Source organism: Eubacterium segne, assembly GCF_014287775.1.
In the GTDB taxonomy this organism is placed as follows: Bacteria; Bacillota; Clostridia; order Lachnospirales; family Lachnospiraceae; genus Eubacterium_G; species Eubacterium_G segne.
Genome location: NZ_JACOOZ010000004.1, coordinates 1 through 19,970, shown reverse-complemented (window position 1 = coordinate 19,970; position 19,970 = coordinate 1). Strand labels below are relative to the sequence as shown.

The window sequence follows — 19,970 nt, the reverse complement described above, 5'->3', positions numbered from 1 at the left end:
AGCCATGATTATAGAGATAAGAGCAAAAAACTGTTATGCATTTGAGGATGACATTACATTTTCGATGAAAGCAGATATGCGAAATAAAAAATTTGGAGCAAACGTTCATAAAGAAAACAATTTTAATGTGCTTAAAACGGTAGGAATATACGGACCAAACAATGCCGGTAAAACATGTCTAATCAAGTGCATTAGGGCAATAAGAAACGTACTTTTAAATAAGAAGAATGGTCTGATGCCTAATATATTTACTGAGAGTGATGTTTGTGAGTTAGGCGTTACATTTATGGCATCTGGAAGAAAGTTTTCGTATGATTTTAAGTATGATGCAGAAAAAGAAGAATATATATATGAATCATTTTCTGAAATATTCAAAGATCAGTATAACAATGAAAAGGAAGTTTGCTGGTTGAAAAAGGATACCATTAGTGAAATATATGAATGCATTGACGAAGCTGTTCAGACTATGATTTCTGTTGTATCGAAGAATAATTTGTTATGCTATGTGGTAGATACAAGTAAATTTGAACATATCAATGAGATGAAACAGATTCTTGTTGGATTTGCTGAGAAAATTGATATCATCAATATGAATAACATACCTATGCAGCACACGATTGAACTCATGAAGAATAAGAATCAGTTGCAGCAGAAGGTTGTTGAGTTCATAAAAAATGCTGATTTATATATGGATAATTTTGAATATGTGGATATGGATAAGATACAGCTGAAAACTGGTGAAGGTGATGAAAAACCAGATGAGAAAGTGCTTGATATTCCGGAGAATATTATGGATCAAATCCGATTGGTATCCACATATAAGGGTGTCCATGTACCAAGTATGATGTTTGACTCCACAGGAACCAAGAAGATTGCAGCTATTGCCAGCTATGTAATTGAAGCACTTAAACAAGGCAGGATTTTAGTCGTGGATGAGTTGGATAGCAGTATTCATTTTAAGCTTACCAGGGCAATAGTTGCGATGTTTAATAATGAGTTGAATACAAGTGCACAGATGATATTTACAGTTCATGATATAAATCTTATGGATTGCAAGAGAATGTTCCGAAAGGAACAGATTTGGTTCGTTCATAAGGATGAAGAAGGTGTATATGTATATTCACTTGCTGATTTTACTGCACAGCAGGGAGTGAGAGATACGACGGATGTTATGGAAAAATATAGGAAAGGGGCACTTGGGGCTTTACCTGATCCCGAATTGATTAACTCCTTGCTTAGTATTAAAGGTGGTGTAAAGGGGGATGATGCCGATGCCAAATAAGCTCCCTAAGTTTTTGGATAATCACAAAATCTGCATTATCTGCGAAGGCAATGAGGAATATGAGTATCTTAAGCGTTTGAAAGATTTGAAAGTGTGGAACGAGCAATATGATATTTCATTAGTTAATGCCGGTGGAAATGGAAATATCCCGGCGAGGTATCAAGACCGATATCAAAATGGAGCAGACGAACTTGTGCTTGTGTTTTGTGATACGGAAAAGAAACCTCACGAGCAGTATGAGGACATTAAACGCAAAATTAATGAGTTTCATGGTGTGGATAGTGCTGCGAATGAAGTGATTATATTTGGTAATCCATGTACGATGCAGATTATATCTAAACATTGGACCGATGAAAATCTGAAATCTCCAGCAAAACCAGTGAATGCTCCTTTGATAAAGGAATATACAGGGGTGGAGAATTACAAAGGAAGAGCAGACCAGATCAATGAGGTTATGAAGTATGTTACTGTAGAGAATTACAAAGATATGAGTAAGAGGGTGAATAAGCTGGATTCAGATGATACTGTTACTGGTAGCAGTAATTTTGGAAAATTTATAAAGCTGTTTGAGAGTGATGACAGTGGGTGGATTGAGGAGATTAATATGCAAATAGAGGAGGATTTATATGAGAAAGACGGAATTAAGACAACAGGATATACTAAAATTGATTGAAGGGTTGGATATATCACCGACTATGTATAAAAATGCAACGGATAAATACAAGGCTGTTGGTACATATTTACAGGAGCAAGGGGTAGAATGTGATATTTTCCCACAAGGTTCTTTTAGCTTAGGTACAGTAGTTCGCCCATATAGGGAATCTAAAGAAGCAGATTATGATTTGGATTTTATTTGTTGTCTTGGAAAGTTAAAGGAAAAAACAACTGCTAAATATGTGAAAAATATCATAAAAGAAACTATTTGTAAATCGGAAGTATATAAAGAAAAATTACAGAATAGAGAGTGGGATAAATGTTGGACTTTGGAATATGCTGAAGTTAATGGTATAGGATTTAATATTGACATTGTACCGGGTGTTTCTGAATCAAATGATGTTGTTCAATCAATGATAAATCTTGGGGTAGCTCGAGAAAACGCTGAACTTGCGGTTGCGATTACAGATAAAAGAGGAGAGAACTATTATTGGTTCACAAGTAATCCGAGAGCATATAAAAATTGGTTTGAAACAATAAATAAGCCTTTTTTGGATTTTAATCGGGAAAATAGGAAAAAGATCCTTTTGGAAAAGAATAGAACAATTTATAATAGTATTGAAGAAATACCAGAAGGTTTAGAACGTTCATCATTGCAACGCGTTATACAGATTTTGAAGCATCATAGAGATGTATATTATTGTAGAATTAAAAAAGAAAATTTAAAACCAACTTCTGCTATAATTACTACAATTTGTGCAGAAATTGCATATGGTATGAATCCATCAATGAATGTGTTTGAATTACTGCAAGCAATTGCCAATGATTTTGAGATTTATTCTTATAATCAAACATTGCAAGAAGAAGAGTTCTCTAGGCAATATATAGATAAAAATATTATTCGTAAACGTAAAGGTATATGGTATATTATAAATCCTGTCAATCCAAAGGATAATTTGGCTGATTCATGGAATGATAACCCGGAAAAGGTACAAATATTCTTTAAATGGGTAAAAGCAATGAAAAAAGATTGTCTAGATTCTATGAATCTTGAAGACAATGATTTTGTAGCATTGCTAGAAAATAATTTTGGAAGAGACTATGTGAAGAAGAATGTAAAATTGGAAGACTATGATAGTGTGGTGCCAAATGTCATTATTAATACACCTAAACCATGGGGAAAGTAGTCTATGAAAATTGATAATCGTGATATTGTAACCATGAGAGAAAAGTATCCTACGCTTAAAATTATTGAACATGAAAAAGAATATATTTTTACAGGAGAATTTGACCTGGATCATATTTATAATGATGTTCGGCTGACTGGAAAATTTAATTTGGAAATTACAGTTTTAGGTGATAGTTCTTCGCAAATACCAGTAGTAAAAGAGGTATCAAATAGGATTGATAAAAATTATCCTCATCGGTACGATGATGGGCAGTTGTGTTTGGCTTCTGATTTTGAGCTAAAGATGTATTTTTCACAAAATACAGGTATAAGTAGCTTTGTTGATATGTATATAGTACCTTACTTATATACATATCGTTATTATGAAGAATATGGTATATATCCGTTTGGAGAGAGATCGCATGGTATTATGGGCGATTTGGAATATATAAAGGAATTGTTTAATGTTAAAGAATGGGGACAAGTCTTTGATATTATGCATTTTATAGCGAATTCTTCATATAGAGGTCACTTGTTATGCCCTTGTGGAAGTGGAAAAAGGTTAAGAAATTGTCATGGGGATATATTAATGAAGGTAATGAATGCAGGTCTTAAGACTGAGTGTAAAGAAATTTTGATAGAATTAAAAAGAATATATGATAGAAAGGGGAACTGATGGATAGTATAGTTAAACAGTTAAAGCAGTTTAAAGCAGACGCAATTTACGAAAAGAAAAAGCATTACAATGCTGCTGAAAGAAAACGTAGATATTATAGAACATTATCTTTTATACAAATATTTTTAAATGCAATTACGGGGACTACTTTGCTTACAGTAGTGTTTGGTAAAGGAAGTAAAATAGCTGAAATAATTGCCCTAATATTGACTATAATAGCAACTATATTGGCGAGTATACAAAAAATTGGAGATTATGAAAAGCAAGCCCAGGGAAATGCAAAAGTTGCAGATATGTATTTGAGAATTAGTAAAAAGATTAGTCTTATGTTAAATTTTATAAAGGATAAAATGTTGTCGGAACAAGATATTATGAAAAGGGCAGAGGAAATTCAGAGCGAAATAAGTCAGGCGAATGAGATGGGATCGCAATTTCCGACAAATCAAAGAGATTATAATAAGGCAAAAAATGGTATACAAAATGGAGAAGAAAACTATACGATAGAGGAATTAGATTTGTGGGAATAGCTTTTATATAATGAATATGCTTGCAAAATGCTTGCAAAAAGTTCCAAAACGATGAAGAATACATAGAATATCAAAAATAATTATACAAAATATAGCAATATAACACTTGACTAGACACGATATATAGTTGCCGAAATCGAGTTTGAATAACATCATCCATCCGGAAAGCCCATAGATAAAGGATTTGCGAAAAAGATGGCGACAAATTGGCGTCAAATAATAATATTAAGATATAATATTATTGTTATTTTGATTTTATATAATTTTTTGTCCACAGTTTTGACAATATGATATTAAATAAGCGTAACTATGTAGTTGCGCTTATTTTTAGTTTGCGCGCCATGGGCGCGCTCTAACGGGTGAAAGTCTCGAACACGCCCAGATAGTGGGAAGTGTATAGCTGAACAGCAAGGGTGTCCATCGTGAGATGGAATCTGAAGGAAGCTGTAAGCAAATCTCTGGTCCGACGGACAGAAATCACATATAAGGCTAGGCTATGAGAGATAAGTTGGCTAAAAGCAACGAAGTCTAATAACTATCACTTTTGTAGTAGCAGAGTAAATGTGGCGGATATATGGAGAGAAAGAGCGTGCACCTTAAGCGTGGAGGTCTCACAGAGGTTCCATTAGCCTAGTAACAACGAACTGTGAGAATTCAGCCGAGCCCATAGTAGTGAAGAAGTTTCTGTAATGGAAATGGAGCGAAGGGGCGAACAATCAATAAGTTTGAGTATGTCTCGTATTGCAGAAATGGCAACATCTGCCGTAACCAATCGGGTAAAAGATGGTCAAATCAAGCGAGACGGAAAGGAAAGAACGCATGGACACAAGTAGTCTAATGGAGCAGATTTTATCTAGCGGTAATCTCAACAGCGCATATCTGCAAGTCGTACGAAATAAAGGTGCAGAGGGAGTGGACGGAATGAAGTACCCGGAACTCAAAGAACATCTTGAAAAGAACGGCGAAATCATCAAGGAACAGTTGAGGACAAGAAAGTATAAACCTCAACCAGTACGAAGAGTGGAGATACCAAAGCCTGATGGCGGTGTCAGAAACCTAGGAGTACCAACAGTAACAGACAGATTCATACAGCAAGCCATTGCACAGGTATTAACACCAATCTACGAGGAACAATTCCATGAACATAGTTACGGATTCAGACCGAATAGATGTGCACAGCAAGCAATCCTAACAGCACTTGACATGATGAATGATGGTAACGATTGGATTGTAGACATTGACTTGGAAAAGTTCTTTGACACGGTAAACCATGACAAGCTTATGACTATCATAGGCAGAACTATAAAAGATGGAGATGTTATCTCTATCATAAGGAAATATCTTGTCAGCGGAATCATGATTGACGATGAATATGAGGATTCTATTGTGGGAACACCGCAAGGAGGAAATCTTTCGCCGTTATTGGCAAACATCATGCTCAATGAACTTGATAAGGAAATGGAAAAGCGAGGGCTTAACTTTGTGCGGTATGCAGATGACTGTATTATCATGGTTGGAAGTGAAATGTCTGCAAATCGGGTAATGAGAAATATATCTCGATTTATTGAGGAGAAACTAGGTCTCAAGGTCAACATGACAAAGAGTAAAGTAGACAGACAAAGCGGACTTAAATACCTTGGGTTTGGGTTCTACTTTGACACAAGAGCACATCAGTTTAAGGCAAAACCACATGCAAAATCAGTAGCGAAGTTTAAGAAGAGAATGAAAGAACTCACCTGTCGTAGCTGGGGTGTTAGCAACAGCTATAGAGTGGAGAAACTTAATCAGCTCATAAGAGGTTGGATAAACTACTTCAAAATAGGTAGTATGAAAACACTTTGTCGAAAATTAGATGGTAACACCAGATATAGACTTCGTATGTGCATTTGGAAACATTGGAAAACTCCACAAAACAGAGCAAAGAACCTTATGAAGCTTGATGTACCAAGATGGGCAGCATTTAAAATAGCGTATTGCGGAGACAGATATGCAAGACTTGCCCACAATGGATGGATACAAAAGGCTATAAGTACAAAGAGACTAACCTCATTTGGATTAGTCTCAATGTTAGATTACTACACCGAAAGGTGTGTTACTTGTTAAGTTGATTGAACCGCCGTGTACCGAACGGTACGCACGGTGGTGTGAGAGGTCGGGAAATTTAGTTAAATTTCCCTCCTACTCGATTATAAATAATTTAATATAGGAGGGCGCTATTATGTGTGTCATGAGAGACAAAGAAAAATGGAGAGATGTTGCCAAAAAAATGTGGTATAATAGAAAATATCTAGAAAGGAGTCATTTATGGCAACAGAAAAGAAAACAGTTCATGACTTTGGGTTTGTAGGAAGACTAATAAATATTATGAAAATCCTACAGGAAGAAACTGATGAGTTTAACACAATTACTCAGCCAGAGATTTTGGAGTTGCTTAGAGACAGAGACTGCGCATGCTCAGAACGTACATTGACAGATTATTTGAAGACAATCATGAAGGAGCTTAATCCTGAAGATGTTGACGGATATGTTTATGAGAATGCATCTATTGAAGATTATGTGATAATTGCAAAAGGATTAGAGGAGAAACTTAAGGCCAGAGATTTTGGGCTTACAACAGAAGGCTCTAAAAAGTTGCAACTTCGTAGTCTTAGATATAATCAGATACTTTCTTTTGCTGAATTAAATCAGGTAATCGAAGGAGTTCTTTTCTTGAAATCCATAGATGATGAAAGTAAAGAAAAGATAATTAGAAAACTAATTACTTTATCTAGTAAGAATTTTCCTAAGTATTCACCTTATATTAGTGAGAATACAAGAACAATTAGTAAAAAGATAGCAGGTGTTTTTGAAGATTCGAGAGTAGATGAGATTGCTTTAAAAAATAATTTGCAAGTTATTAGAACGGCAATTGAGGCAAATAAAGGGGCTGGCTTAAAAATATCTTTTTATTTTAATGGATATGACGAAAACAAAAAGCTTAAGGCAAGAGTGGATGCTAATGGGGCTAAGCTAAGATATGTTGTAAATCCGTATTACATAATTATGTATAATGGCAAGCCTTATCTCATTTGTGCTACCGAACCACATGATGATGTCGCAATTTATAGAATTGATTTGATGAGTGAAATCACAACAGAAATCAAGGCATCGCTTGCAAAAGATGGAAAAATGATTAGTGAGAAACGTAGACCAAAATCTGAAATAAAAGGCCTACCGATGGAGTGGAATTCAAAGGAGGCTAGCAAGTTTCAGACTGAACACTTGTATATGTATTATGGTAAGCCTGAAAGTATTTCATTAAAGATAGATAAAGATAGATATACATTATTACATGATTACTTTGGAGACAGATATCAGTTTGTAGAACATATAGATGACACATGGGATTGCATTGAAGTGGAGTGTGTTCCTGATGCAATGATATCGTGGGCTATGCAGTGTTCAGATTTTGTTGAGGTATTGCAACCAGAGTCATTACGCCAGAGAATTCTGGGAAAATGTAAGTCTTTAGCTGAAAGATATAGATAAAGTTCGCATCTTTTTTGTCAAGAAGAAATTGCTATATAGATGTAATATCAAATCATCAAAGAGAAAATGCAAAGGAGCATATGAAAAAATGGTTCAAAAAGTTAAAGGATTAATTAGCAGAACGGGTGAGTCAATAAAAGGATTTAGTTCAGATCCTATTAATAATCTGGGATTTCTTATTCCAATGGCAATTTGTTTGACATCAATTGTTACTGGAATTGTAACCTATATTATGTTCATCGTAAACGGTGGTTATTCTTCGCAGGTTGGTTCAATTAAAGAAAACGGTTTAGATGGCATTTCTGAAGGATTTACTAGTGGAACAACAGGAATGATGGTTCCTGGAATTGTAGGCAAAATATTATTAGCTTTAGTTGTAGCTGAACTGATAGTGATGCTAATCAATTACTTTAAAAACAGGGGTAAGGGAATGCGAATAGCAATGATAGTTGATCTTGTTGTAATGGGAGTTGTTATTGCGTTATCAACTGTAGTTTTTTGGATCGCTGTTGGCAAACTTGTTTTTTCAGAAGAGCAGTTATATCAGGCACTTGGCAAATTTGAGGGTGTAACAATAAATCTTAGAGCAATTTTGATTGCATACGTAGCAGTGACATTGGTATCTGTAATTTGCTTCATAGTATTTACGCTAATTACAGCAGAATGTAGATGGATGGTTGGTTATACAGCGCTGTCATTGGTTTTTGCAAATATTGTAATGCCGTTATTCTTTTTAATTCTTCAAAATATAATTCCATTGGTATCTGGAGCGGTTGCGCTAGTCGTAATTGGAGCCCTTATTTTCTTTGGTATTAAGATTGTTGCAAGTAGTGGTGGGGAAGGTGGTTCATCACCATCCTCATCAGATTCATCTTCCGGTGGTGGCAGCTGGAGTTCAAGTCATAATGAAAAGAAGGTTAATACTGGAAACCTAAGTGAAAGAGGAGAGAAAAAACGTGCCAACAAAGAACTTGTTATTGAAGAGACATGTGCGTATGTTCCTTACTTTAATAGAACGCTTGGATTTAAACTTTGGAAGGTACATGGAATGATGCACGATTATATCGCTAGCGATAATGGAATTATTACAAGAGAAATATGTAGCTTAGAATGGTTTGAAAAAGGCAAGTTTCATATTTATGAGTCTGAGTCTGGAAGAGAAATTAAGAGTAGTGAAATCCCTTGGATGAAGCAGAATTAGAATATATAGGAAAGTATAAAATGGGAAATGTCAATATTGAGGAAAATATAAGAATTTTAGAGCAAGGGATAACTTTGCAACAGTTTTCAGGAATGCAGGAGCAACTAGCAATTGATGGAAGTATGGATGCTTACCACAAATAGAGATTTGTTTTGGGGTAAAAATGTTATTCAAAAAGCAATGATGTTTATAACAGGAGTGATTGCTTCCTTCCTTGGAGGAATTTTATGCTACTTCTTAATTTTATTTGTGGTTCAGTTATTTAAGTTATTCTTCTGTACATATAAGAAAGTAAACATTCATTTCCGCATTTTTGACATTATTATAAAACTTGGTCAAAAGAAGTTATTTACTAGTGAAGATATGGATTATCTTGATGAACATGAATATAACATTCGAGTAAGAAAGAACAAGATTTATGATAGAAAAGAACGAGCTTACCAGAGACAGCAGCAAAGAGAAGAGAAAAAACGCAGGAAAGGATTTGGATACTGCAAATTGGCATGCACAGCAAGCATCATATGGAGAACAGAGGATTGCTGATTTAGAGAGAAAGTTAGGAAAGTAGATGAGGTATAAGTTGATATGAAATTATCTGATTTTATTAAGTTAAATAATCCAATAGAATACAATTTTGAGTTCGAAAATAAGTTATTGGCAGAAAGCGGATTAGATACATATTCAAGGTATTTTACATATAAAGCTAATAATGATAAGGCAAGAAATAGTGGCTATGAAAATGGAAAGAAGTTTGCAGAAGTCGTAAACCAAAAATTTGGTAATATCGCGGATTGCGATGGGACGCTTGAGAACAACGAAAATGATACATGTATGCTTACTCGTGAGGTTTACAGAGCATTGTGGGGGTGGAATGATGTAAGCAATGGAAAACTTAGTCGGTATGGAATTAGTGCAATTGATTCTTTTGGTCTGGTAGGCCCTGAAACAATGAATTCTGCTCAAACTATAGTAAATATGATTATTAAGGAATCATTTGAAAGCTGTAACGAGAAAAATATTGTTTCTCTAAAAAAAGGACGAATTTCAGCTAATTTTATGTTGGAGTTGTTTGCAAACGAGATTAGCAAAAAAACTTTGGAAGTATGGCTTAATGAAGTTAATGGATTATCATCGTATCTAGACTTGTATCATAGCTTAGGCAATTTTGTTTTGGTTCCAGCATATTTTAATCCATATAGAGCGTCTGCCGTAGATGATTTCTGGGATCAATCATTATGTTTATTGGATAGCAAAAACGAAAAATGGCTTAGTAATAATAATGAGGTTGTATGGGATAAAAAGTTATTTGTTAGATATATAAATTATTTCTTTCTATGGGATTATACTGAATCATATAAACCAGTAGTGTTATCGAAATATAGTAATCATAAAGAACTAGAAATCTTTCTAGAGAAGACATGCGAAAAGATAGTTCGTCGTAGTAAATTTATGCTTACAATGCTTAAAATTAATGAAATTAATCCTAACTTCTATGCAGAGCTAGTCGATGTTATTTTTAATACAGACAATCAGTATAAAAACTATTTAGATGTTATTAAAAAAATAAAAGCAGAATCATGTTATTTGGATATAAACATTAAGGAAATAATAGATTTATTAGAGAGGGATTTACAATAATATGGAACTTACAATTTCAATTTTAGCTTTTATTGTATCTTTTGCCACATTTCTTTTTTCTGTACTTGTAACCTATATGGGAGAGCAAAGAGAAAAAAAAGAAGCAACACTCGATGCGCTAAATATTCTTCAAGAGCAGGTGTTTGATAATTTAAATGAATACACATTTGGAGAAATCAAGAATATTGCAGAGCAGTGGTCTGCATCTATCGAGGCTAAGAATAAATTTGTTGAGAACAATGAGGGAACTGTAGAAGATTTCTGGGAATCGCATCACGAGTATGATTCTGTGGTAGATGAGTATCGCAAGATTTCGGGCTATCTAGCAAGGATAGAACATTTTGCATTAGGCGTAAATACAGGTATTTATGATGCTAAGGTTACTGAGAGGGCAGCAACTACATATTTTGTTATGTTGTTTAAGAAGTTGCAACCAATTTTAGCAGTAAAAAACGGAGGTTCAGTAAGAGATACTGAATTAAAGAATTCTTTTCATACTGAATTTTTAACATTAGTTGAAAGAATTAAAACAATAGAAAAGAAGAAATAACAAAGGAGCATTTATCATGGAAGAAACATTCGATAAAGAGCTAGTAAAGAAGAAATATCCATTTCCTATTGCAACATACTATGCAAAGATGCAAAAGGAAGAGAAGTGTATGAACAAATGCAGAGGTTTTTTCAAGACGAGAACCTGTTGGAGTTCATCCAAACGGAGACGTGAGGATAGTGAAAGCTAGACTGGTCTACATCAGTAAGGGTTTCTGCCTACAGTAGAGAAATCTATGTGTAGGGCCCGTAGTATATGAGTTTCATCGACGGATGAGACGAGAGGGATACCTCGACAAGATACACTGCGCTGACATTTGTAGCTACAAAGGTATTTTCAAGGTCTTCGGGTGACCGAGGGCATATTTGAGGGTTCAATTAAATAGTGAATAATCGTATTTTTGTATGGGAGGAATTTAGATGATTTATGCAATGTCCGATATTCATGGTCAGTATGAGCTGTTTGAAAAAAGAATTGAGCAACTAAGACCATTACTGGAAGACAACGACAGTAAGTTAATTCTTCTTGGAGATTTTATTGATAGAGGAAATAGAAGCTTTGATTGTCTAAAACTAGCCTTTGAACTTGAACAGGAATTTGGCAGGAATAAAGTTGTCGTTCTTAAAGGAAATCATGAGGTATGGTTTGAAGAGTTCCTGTTTTTAAATGAAGATGTTTGGCTTGAAGAAGATAAAGATTTCTTAACTTCGGGAACATTTCTTACAAAAGAACAGTTTAAAGAATTAGATGTACTTCCAAATAGAGAAGTGCGCATTGAATATGTAAAAAAATGTATCAAGGAAGATCATAAAGAACTCTTAGTTTGGATGAAAAAGTTGAGACTATTTTATGAGACAGATACACAGATTTTTGTACACGCTGGAGTTGATGAGGACATTCCTGAAGAGGAAGCGGAGTGGTGTACTATTGGAACTCCTGATTATGTAATGACTGGGAAGTTTCCTCCTTCGGTAGGACATTTTTATAAGGATATCATTGCTGGCCATGTGGCAGCATCTCATTTGGCTAGAGACTTAAGCTTTAGTGGAATCTTTTTTGATGGTGAAAGCCATTACTATATTGATGGTTCAGCTGCGAAATTTAGAAGAGTATTGTGTTTGGCTTATGATGAGAAAGAGAAGAAATATTATCAGTTTGATGAGGATGGCAAACTTAAAGAAATAAAAGGTTATAGATATGGTTCTTAATGTTAAAACGGTTAAGCCATTCCCTTTTTATGAGTGAATGGAAGGATTCAATGCAGGCATTGTCATAAGGATAACCTTTATGTGAATAACTGCGTTGCATGTTTTGGGTGGCTTCACGCCATGCCTGAGACACATACTGGCTTCCACGGTCGGTATGTATTATTAATGGTAAATCAGTGTTACGCATTGCCTTATAAACAAGAGCTGCAAGCTCATTTCATGAACTTACAGCTCCATCACTTATCATAGAATGTCTATTTACAGACTTTATCTCACACACTCAAATAACAAATTATTCTATTTTTCTCATTTAGCAAATCTGTTTTAATAGCGTTGACAAATGTGTAAAATGGAACGCTACATTGAATGCTGTGCAAAAGTCACCTCGAAAATCGTTCCTCCAGTCTTGCCTGATTTGATACAAATACTGCCATCATGTACTCTAACGATTTCACGGACAAAAGCAAGACCTAGCCCTACGCCACCCAGCTCCCGGCTTCTGGATTTATCCACACGGAAGAATGGCTCGAACACTCTCTCCCTAAGTTCCTTTGGTATTCCGCTTCCCGTATCTTCTACAGACAGATAAACATGCTTGTTTCTCTGATATGCGGTTACTGTAACCTGTCCGAGCGGATGATTATATTTGATGGCATTCTCAACCAGATTGTATACAAGCCTGTAAATAAGGATATCACTGCCTATCATAGTGGCATTCTCACATTTTCCAATCAGCTTTATATTCTTTTCCACGGCAAGAGGCTCAAGGTCTGCCAAAACCTCTTCAACAATAGCATCCAATATAATTTTATCATCCCTTCCTACCGTCTGAAGCTCACTCATGTCAAGAAGAGTCTTTACCATCCTGTTTAATTTATCATTTTGTTCCGTAACCATTTTTATGGTCTGCAAAGTGTCTGCATCATTTCCCGGGTGAGAGGCAGAATTATATAAATCAAGCTGTACCTGCATTAACGCTAATGGAGTACGCAGCTCATGTGCTGCATTTGCAGTAAACTGTCTCTGTATCTCAAATGCTTCCGACAGACGCTCAAGCATCTTATTATAAGAAATACCAAGCTGGTTCAGTTCCTTAACATTGTTTTCCTCTATTCTTGAATCAGACAGATTCTGAGCCTGTACCTCTTCAATTTTATCTGAAAACTCCCTGATTGGTCTGAGTGCATGCCCGCTTATAAAATAAGTGACGGCACCTCCCAAAAGCGCCAGCAAAACCGTGATTATCAGACTGTTTCTTTTATAGTCGGCCTTATTATTGTACACCTGAACCGAAAATTCATCCGCAAACTCATTCCACTTATCGTCCGGTATGCTGATATATATTTCATCTGATTTGTTTCCTTTTTCATCCCCCTGTGACTCTACCGCATCCTGCAGAGAATCGATGTAATGCACACCATTTTTATAGACAAACATAGTCAGGCAGCCACATATAATAGCAATACACAATGTAGTAATGCACGTAAGTCTCCACTGTAGCGACATTCTTTTCATCTGTCAGACACCTCCCGTATTTTATAGCCTTCACCTACCTTGTTCTGAATGGGATCATATCCCAGCTTCGCCTTAAGCTTTTTTCTAAGTGAAGACATATGTACCCTGATTGCTCCGCTAAAGCTGTCTGCCGTGGCATCCCACACATGCTCTATCAGCTCCTCCTGACTCACCGGTCTGCCTATATTGATAAGTAAATATTCCAAAATACCATTCTCTTTTCTTGTCAGTGGAACCGGCTCTTCCTTTGCATATGCCTCGCGTTTAATCGTATCAAACTTTATTTCTCCGCATTTAAGACATATGTCATTCTGTACAAATTTCCTTCTTGTCAGGCTTCTGATACGTGCCTCAAGCTCCTGCAGATGGAATGGTTTTTCCATGTAATCATTTGCTCCTGCATCCAGTCCCTCTACCTTATCAGCAATCTGACCTCTTGCAGATAATATCAAAACCTTAGTTTCATCATTGTATTTTCTAAGCTCCTTAAGAAGCTCCATGCCATCCATCCCCGGCAGATTCAAATCCAAAACTATCAGATCATAATTCTCCGACAGTATACATTCAAGAGCCTCTTTCCCATCATAACAGGTATCCACCTCATAACCGGCAGCATACAGACTCTTTGCAACCATATCACATATTTGTTTCTCGTCCTCAACAATTAATAATCTCAAAATGTTCTCCTGCTTCTTAACAATAATTTTACAACCTATATTGTATAATACCAAAGTCAGCTGGTCAACAATACAACAAAAAGGAGCAACATTATGTTGAAATACCAAAAAACATGTCAAATCATTCTGCTTATCCTTGGTGTATCCATGATAAGCTATGGTGCAGTCAGAGGTGAGGCGGCTACAGTGCTTGGTAAAGCAATAAAACTATGTCTGGAGTGTGTCGGAATTGGATAAGGAAAAGAAATTACTATCAAGAAAATTGGCAAAAATGCGTGGCTGGATACAGGCCGCAGCAACGCTGCTGACCAATATTCATATTCCAAATTTATTTAAGGGTAAAATATATCAGGGCAATGCAAAAACAGTATGCGTACCCGGATTAAACTGTTACTCCTGCCCTGCCGCGACAGGAGCCTGTCCAATAGGGGCATTTCAGGCAGTTGTCGGATCATCAAAATTTAAGTTTTCATACTACATAACCGGATTTTTTATTTTACTCGGTGTAACTCTCGGCAGATTTATATGTGGTTTTTTGTGCCCATTTGGATGGTTTCAGGATTTACTTCATAAAATCCCCGGAAAGAAATTATCCACAGCCAAACTAAAGCCTCTTAGGTACCTAAAATATGTCATTCTTATTGTTTTCGTTATACTTCTTCCGATGCTTGTAACGAACTCTATAGGAATGGGAGACCCGTTCTTCTGCAAATATATCTGTCCTCAGGGTGTTTTAGAGGGTGCTATACCGTTATCTATTGGAAATGCTGCTATCCGTTCTGCGCTGGGAAAGCTTTTTTCTTTCAAGTGTATGATTTTAATTGCAGTGATTGTACTAAGTATCTTATTTTACAGGCCCTTCTGTAAATGGATTTGTCCGCTTGGAGCAATCTACTCATTATTTAATAAGGTCAGCCTGCTCAAAATCACCGTTGATAGCAGCAAATGTGTCGGATGCGGTCAATGCTCAAAGGCATGTAAGATGGATGTGGATGTGTGTAAGACACCGGATCACCCCGAGTGCATACGCTGCGGTGCCTGCATAAAGACCTGTCCGAAGGACGCCATCTGCTACCGGTTTATGGGAAAATCATGTCAAAAAAATGACAACAGATAGCTATTAAACATTTTACTATTATTTTAAAGGAGAAATTACTCATGAAAAATAAATTATTATTTATTTCTATTTTTACACTCTGCATAGCATTATTACTTACAGCATGTGGCGTAAAGCAAGATTCCACAACAGATTCTAAGAACACTCAGACTGAAGCCGGCTCAGAAGCATCCGGCAAATCAGATTCCAGGCTTGATGATTTATATCAGCAGGAAAATCAGCTTTTTGCAGATCACGCTGATGTGTGGAACAAGGCATTTGGTATGATGAACAAAAGTGACGCCGATCCAAACGGAAATTATGCTGATTATCTTGCCGGTACCGTAGAATCAAACAAGAATTCATTCACAGACGATGAGCTTAAAACACTTAATGAGGATATTGAAACCATACGAAAAATCGAGGAACAGATAGCAAAGCTTGAAAACAAAAATACATCATCAGACGATAACAAGAAGGACAGCTCTAAAGCCTCATCTGTATTCAGTGATTTTTCCGGTGAGGATTTTGATGGCAATAAGGTTGATGACAGCCTGTTTTCCGGTAATGCAGTAACAGTCGTCAATTTCTGGTTTACCGGCTGCAAACCATGTGTCGCTGAATTATCCAAGCTTAACGAATTAAATGATGCTATCAAATCAATGGGCGGAGAAGTTGTTGGCATCAACACTGAGACCTTCGATGGCAATAAAACAGCTATCAAAGAGGCTGCCTCTGTTCTTGAAAGCCAGGGTGTCAAATATCGTAATCTGTCAATTGACTCCTCTAGTGCTGCCGGTAAATATGCCTCAGAAATCATGGCCTTTCCAACAACTATACTTGTTGACAGAAATGGCAATATTGTAGGCGAACCAATGCTCGGCGGAATTGATAACAAGGACAACTATGATGCCCTTATGAAGCAGATTAAGTCTGTAATTGATGCAGACAGCACAAATAAATAGAGGTCTACATATAAAAAGCTCCTGTGCATTGCACAGAGAGCTTTTTTTGAACATTACTATAATGTCAATGAATCTTCTGCATCTACCCACATCTGTAAATTCCCATCAAGATACAGTCTCGCATATTCTTGTGGTTCATCAATGGCAAGTGTGTTTAATGCACAATCTGATCCGGGTGTGGTTCTCAAATTCTTTTCTGCTTCCCAGCAGTCAATGCGAAGCATATAGTCTGCACTGGTATAAACATCAATGCTGTTTCGTCCGGGATTATATTCTGCAAATATTGTTCTCATCGTATCTTATCTTATCTCCTTGTCGTTCAATCAATTATTTGCTACAAAAATCAGAAGCATTTCAATCAGTTCACCATGTCAGTTTCATTTTGTGTTATACTGTGTTATATGATTTTGTTTCCCTTGCTTTTTCCCTTACCAGAGTCAGTAAACACTGGTGGGACGATATAACACAAGGGAAACAATAAGGGAAAGCTCACCTGCGACAAATCCAGTGTTTTCGATGGTTTGCGGAGAATTTAATAACAAAATATAACTGTTATTAAATTTCTTTAAACAGGTGAAATCTCAATCGGAATTTGTGGAGGAGAGTAATTTGCTGGTATTAAATAAATTAGAGCGGTTGCTAACGGTATGTAAAGTCAAAAACATTGATGATATAGATTTCAGATGCTTTAAACCCAAAGAAAATTATACGAGGAGTGAATTATTAGCATGAAAGTTCAGCATATTGCAATCGAAGGAAAATGTTTCTTTATCAACGCTGATATGATTATCAGACGCAGTTCATACCCTTCTGATCTGCAGGAGTATAATATCGTATCTAAACTTCCAGGACTTGTGTGCAGAGGAGGAAGCTGCATTATTGATCCATATGGGCATTATTTGACAAAACCTGTCTGGGATAAAGGAACTATCATTTACGCAGAACTTGATATGAATTTGCCTGCCGCCTGCAAAATGGAGCATGATGCAATCGGACATTATGCCCGTCCGGAAGTACTTGAATTAAAAGTCAATGAAAAATAACAATAAAAAAACACTAAAGAAATTGGCAATCCTTGTAATAGGTTCTATAATTGCGGCTTATGGAATTACACTTGCACTGTATGCTGGATTTGGCGGAGCTACGCTTGCGGTGCTGTGGCAGGGGATTGCAAGAACATTTCACATAAGCATTGGCACAGCATCTTTTGTTGTAGCATTGGGAATGATTTTGTTTGCACTCATTTACGATAAAAGTCAGATTCATATAGGAACTGTGTTGTACCAGATTGTATACAGTACCTGTGTAGATTTGTTTGCTAACTGCCATATTTACAGTACCTATAAGTGGATCAATTTTTTAATTATGTTGTTAGGAGTGGTTTTGTTTGCTGTCGGAACAGGACTATATGCGTCGGCATCCCTTGGTAGAGGCTCCTATGAGGCAGTCACTTTTGCTCTAGCAGAAAAAAATCACTGGCAGATTAAATTTGTCCGAATGGCATTGGATATTTTGGTTGTTGTTACAGGTGTTTTGTTTGGCGGAAAGTTTGGTGTATGCACGCTTATTACGGTTATCATTTCAGGCCCAATTATCCAATTTGTTAATGCGAAAGCAAAACAAGTTTTAAAGATATGATAGTAAAGAAACTTACAACTTAGAAGTTGGAGGGATAGATTTCTATGATTATCAGATATGCAGAAGAGAAAAATTTTATAGAATTGCGACAGTTTTATGACGGTATGTGTAAAGTTTTGAGCGGAAAAGATTTTCTGCCGGAGGGAGATAAAGGTGGTTTCCCTCCAGATGAAATGATCAAAGATGCAATCAAAGAGAGAAATCAGTTTATCGGTATTGAAGATGGTCGAATTGTTGCGGCGTATATTATGAATCATGATCGTGATGAGGCGTATCACGCAGTTAAATGGCTTATTGATGCAAATGATAACGAGACAGTAGTTCTTCATGCCTTGCGTGTCCTTCCGGAATATGGAGGTCGTGGATACTCGAAGCAGTTAGTTCAACACGCAATAGACACAGCAAGGGAAAGAAACCTTAAATCAATTCGTCTTGATTGCATAGAGGGAAATGATATTCCACAGAAAATGTATATGTCGTTTGGATTTAAGCATGTGGATAAGGTTGAAATCACATATGTTGATATTGGAGTACCGAGGAAGTTCTTCTTATATGAGTTTGTACTCTAATCAAGACATAATAACAGTTATATCTTGAACATTGTACAAACAAATTCAAGTTTGTCATACATGCAAGAACGACTACAACGGTATTGACTCGTGACAATAAAATGACAATATTTTCGTCTTAGACTATATGCAAAAATACTAAAGCAGTACAGAAATGAACTTTTAAATACAATAAATATCCTGCTTTATAAAGGAGTAAATTTTTACGGAAAGTGTCAAGTGACCTATGAAAAAATGAGCCAAAAGAAAAAGGCTTATACGAACCTTGAAAATTGCAGATATTTAAGTTTTATGATGGCGTACTGCCACCCTTGACAGCAGTTCTTTTGTGTGTTATCAAGGGAAACCACTTCGTGGTGGCTTTATATAACCTCCGGCTCTGAATCTAGGAGCAGTCCTGTTGCTACATCTGCAGTATGGTCTGTTGTCCCAGATAAATGAGCAGCTGCCATTTACCCGGCATATTGTCAACAAAAGGCTTAACAACCATTGCAGCTGTTTTACAGTAGTTGGCAATCTGTTGATGCGATATGGATGTGTCATATAAATCTTTCAGAGCCTGAGAGGTTTTGCGAAGTGATAAACCAAGATTAATGTGAAAGGTCAGGCACAGAGACATAATATGGGAGTTGTGTTTTGTAAATTTAAGAGAAGATGCATTTTTCGGAAGAGAGGAAATGTCCATCTTAAAGAAATCCACAGTGAACTCATGGTAGATGTAGTGGAGTTTATATTTATTTTTCCCGAAGTCTTCTTTCAGATGCTCCGGGTCAACGTTATCAAGGTTGTGGAGATAGTAAGGGCATTTAGGGTTTATACATTTGTGTGTGCGGAAAAAGGATCTGTCTTTAATAGCAACAAGACTGGGGCTACAGTGCGGACAGAAGAAACGCAATGGGGTTGTGGTGTGTTCCCCGGAAGAGAATGTCTGACCACAGACTTTGCACTGATACTGACCCTTATTCCCATTGTTGTCATATATGTAGTGATGAGGCGCACCACAGACAGGACAGCATATATCTTCGGAAATTGTGCGGCCGTTACGTCTCTGTACAGGTTTCAGAAATTTATGATATTT

At 36.3% G+C, this 19,970-nt stretch carries 25 protein-coding genes; 21 read left to right on the top strand and 4 right to left on the bottom strand.

Annotation, left to right across the window (positions count from 1 at the left end):
- Positions 1-4 precede the first annotated feature (4 nt).
- From H8S00_RS06415 to H8S00_RS06350, 14 genes are all read left to right on the top strand, one after another.
- Positions 5-1,282 (top strand): AAA family ATPase, encoded by a 1,278-nt coding sequence (locus H8S00_RS06415; RefSeq protein WP_118589430.1) that lies wholly within the window; start codon positions 5-7, stop codon positions 1,280-1,282.
- Entirely contained in the window at positions 1,272-1,955 is a 684-nt protein-coding gene (locus H8S00_RS06410; protein WP_118589429.1) for a hypothetical protein, read from the top strand. Before H8S00_RS06415 ends, H8S00_RS06410 begins: the two co-directional genes overlap by 11 nt.
- The gene (locus H8S00_RS06405) at positions 1,909-3,123 is read left to right on the top strand and encodes a nucleotidyltransferase domain-containing protein (protein ID WP_118589428.1); all 1,215 of its coding nucleotides are present in this window, start codon (positions 1,909-1,911) and stop codon (positions 3,121-3,123) included. The genes H8S00_RS06410 and H8S00_RS06405 overlap by 47 nt, the downstream gene beginning before the upstream one ends.
- A 3-nt stretch (positions 3,124-3,126) precedes the next feature.
- A complete protein-coding gene (locus H8S00_RS06400; protein WP_118589427.1) occupies positions 3,127-3,780 on the top strand; it encodes a YecA family protein in 654 nt (217 codons plus the stop codon).
- Positions 3,780-4,307, top strand: a complete 528-nt coding sequence (locus tag H8S00_RS06395) for an SLATT domain-containing protein (RefSeq protein ID WP_118589426.1) — start codon at positions 3,780-3,782, stop codon at positions 4,305-4,307. Before H8S00_RS06400 ends, H8S00_RS06395 begins: the two co-directional genes overlap by 1 nt.
- A gap of 819 nt (positions 4,308-5,126) precedes the next feature.
- Entirely contained in the window at positions 5,127-6,410 is a 1,284-nt protein-coding gene (ltrA, locus tag H8S00_RS06390) for a group II intron reverse transcriptase/maturase (protein WP_186840293.1), read from the top strand.
- A 201-nt stretch (positions 6,411-6,611) separates the two neighbouring features.
- Positions 6,612-7,835 (top strand): helix-turn-helix transcriptional regulator, encoded by a 1,224-nt coding sequence (locus H8S00_RS14140; protein WP_118589424.1) that lies wholly within the window; start codon positions 6,612-6,614, stop codon positions 7,833-7,835.
- A gap of 88 nt (positions 7,836-7,923) precedes the next feature.
- Complete coding sequence (locus H8S00_RS06380) at positions 7,924-9,036, top strand: hypothetical protein (protein ID WP_118589423.1); 1,113 nt, start codon at positions 7,924-7,926, stop codon at positions 9,034-9,036.
- On the top strand, positions 9,018-9,179 hold the full coding sequence (locus tag H8S00_RS06375; protein WP_158576849.1) for a hypothetical protein: 162 nt from the start codon (positions 9,018-9,020) through the stop codon (positions 9,177-9,179). The genes H8S00_RS06380 and H8S00_RS06375 overlap by 19 nt, the downstream gene beginning before the upstream one ends.
- Complete coding sequence (locus H8S00_RS06370; RefSeq protein WP_147365744.1) at positions 9,148-9,579, top strand: hypothetical protein; 432 nt, start codon at positions 9,148-9,150, stop codon at positions 9,577-9,579. The genes H8S00_RS06375 and H8S00_RS06370 overlap by 32 nt, the downstream gene beginning before the upstream one ends.
- Before the next feature lie 42 nt (positions 9,580-9,621).
- Positions 9,622-10,674, top strand: a complete 1,053-nt coding sequence (locus H8S00_RS06365) for a hypothetical protein (protein WP_118589421.1) — start codon at positions 9,622-9,624, stop codon at positions 10,672-10,674.
- A 1-nt stretch (position 10,675) separates the two neighbouring features.
- Complete coding sequence (locus H8S00_RS06360; RefSeq protein WP_118589420.1) at positions 10,676-11,224, top strand: DUF4760 domain-containing protein; 549 nt, start codon at positions 10,676-10,678, stop codon at positions 11,222-11,224.
- A gap of 16 nt (positions 11,225-11,240) precedes the next feature.
- Positions 11,241-11,414 (top strand): hypothetical protein, encoded by a 174-nt coding sequence (locus tag H8S00_RS06355; protein WP_158576848.1) that lies wholly within the window; start codon positions 11,241-11,243, stop codon positions 11,412-11,414.
- 229 nt (positions 11,415-11,643) lie between these two features.
- Positions 11,644-12,432 carry a metallophosphoesterase gene (locus H8S00_RS06350; protein WP_118589419.1) on the top strand — a complete coding sequence of 263 codons (789 nt, stop codon included), beginning with the start codon at positions 11,644-11,646 and terminating at the stop codon, positions 12,430-12,432.
- 357 nt (positions 12,433-12,789) lie between these two features.
- On the opposite strand, the gene H8S00_RS06340 is transcribed toward H8S00_RS06350, so the two are convergent.
- Together H8S00_RS06340 and H8S00_RS06335 are read right to left on the bottom strand one after the other, a co-directional pair.
- A complete protein-coding gene (locus tag H8S00_RS06340; protein WP_186840292.1) occupies positions 12,790-13,947 on the bottom strand; it encodes a sensor histidine kinase in 1,158 nt (385 codons plus the stop codon).
- Positions 13,944-14,624, bottom strand: coding sequence for a response regulator transcription factor (locus H8S00_RS06335; RefSeq protein WP_186840291.1), 681 nt, complete (start codon positions 14,622-14,624; stop codon positions 13,944-13,946). Before H8S00_RS06335 ends, H8S00_RS06340 begins: the two co-directional genes overlap by 4 nt.
- A 93-nt stretch (positions 14,625-14,717) precedes the next feature.
- On the opposite strand from H8S00_RS06335, the gene H8S00_RS06330 reads away from it, so the two are divergent.
- From H8S00_RS06330 to H8S00_RS06320, 3 genes are read left to right on the top strand one after another with little or no spacing between them, the layout of a single operon-like run.
- On the top strand, positions 14,718-14,861 hold the full coding sequence (locus H8S00_RS06330; protein ID WP_009263530.1) for a CD1871A family CXXC motif-containing protein: 144 nt from the start codon (positions 14,718-14,720) through the stop codon (positions 14,859-14,861).
- Between the two features lie 34 nt (positions 14,862-14,895).
- Positions 14,896-15,741, top strand: a complete 846-nt coding sequence (locus tag H8S00_RS06325; RefSeq protein WP_347497903.1) for a 4Fe-4S binding protein — start codon at positions 14,896-14,898, stop codon at positions 15,739-15,741.
- 41 nt (positions 15,742-15,782) lie between these two features.
- Positions 15,783-16,685: a TlpA disulfide reductase family protein gene (locus tag H8S00_RS06320; RefSeq protein ID WP_118589416.1), complete on the top strand. Its 903-nt coding sequence runs from the start codon at positions 15,783-15,785 to the stop codon at positions 16,683-16,685.
- A 56-nt stretch (positions 16,686-16,741) separates the two neighbouring features.
- On the opposite strand, the gene H8S00_RS06315 is transcribed toward H8S00_RS06320, so the two are convergent.
- On the bottom strand, positions 16,742-16,978 hold the full coding sequence (locus H8S00_RS06315; protein WP_186840290.1) for a DUF6061 family protein: 237 nt from the start codon (positions 16,976-16,978) through the stop codon (positions 16,742-16,744).
- Positions 16,979-17,413: 435 nt separating this feature from the next.
- On the opposite strand from H8S00_RS06315, the gene H8S00_RS06310 reads away from it, so the two are divergent.
- The 3 genes from H8S00_RS06310 to H8S00_RS06300 are packed head-to-tail and all read left to right on the top strand — an operon-like array spanning position 17,414 to position 18,892.
- The gene (locus H8S00_RS06310) at positions 17,414-17,728 is read left to right on the top strand and encodes a nitrilase-related carbon-nitrogen hydrolase (RefSeq protein ID WP_243053075.1); all 315 of its coding nucleotides are present in this window, start codon (positions 17,414-17,416) and stop codon (positions 17,726-17,728) included.
- Positions 17,718-18,323, top strand: coding sequence for a YczE/YyaS/YitT family protein (locus H8S00_RS06305; RefSeq protein ID WP_021885137.1), 606 nt, complete (start codon positions 17,718-17,720; stop codon positions 18,321-18,323). Before H8S00_RS06310 ends, H8S00_RS06305 begins: the two co-directional genes overlap by 11 nt.
- Before the next feature lie 44 nt (positions 18,324-18,367).
- Entirely contained in the window at positions 18,368-18,892 is a 525-nt protein-coding gene (locus H8S00_RS06300) for a GNAT family N-acetyltransferase (RefSeq protein WP_118589413.1), read from the top strand.
- Between the two features lie 403 nt (positions 18,893-19,295).
- On the opposite strand, the gene H8S00_RS14075 is transcribed toward H8S00_RS06300, so the two are convergent.
- Positions 19,296-19,592 (bottom strand): hypothetical protein, encoded by a 297-nt coding sequence (locus H8S00_RS14075; RefSeq protein ID WP_366459531.1) that lies wholly within the window; start codon positions 19,590-19,592, stop codon positions 19,296-19,298.
- A 9-nt stretch (positions 19,593-19,601) separates the two neighbouring features.
- Here H8S00_RS14075 and H8S00_RS14070 point away from each other — a divergent pair.
- On the top strand, positions 19,602-19,970 hold a 369-nt coding region (locus H8S00_RS14070), incomplete at its 3' end, for a hypothetical protein (RefSeq protein ID WP_366459529.1).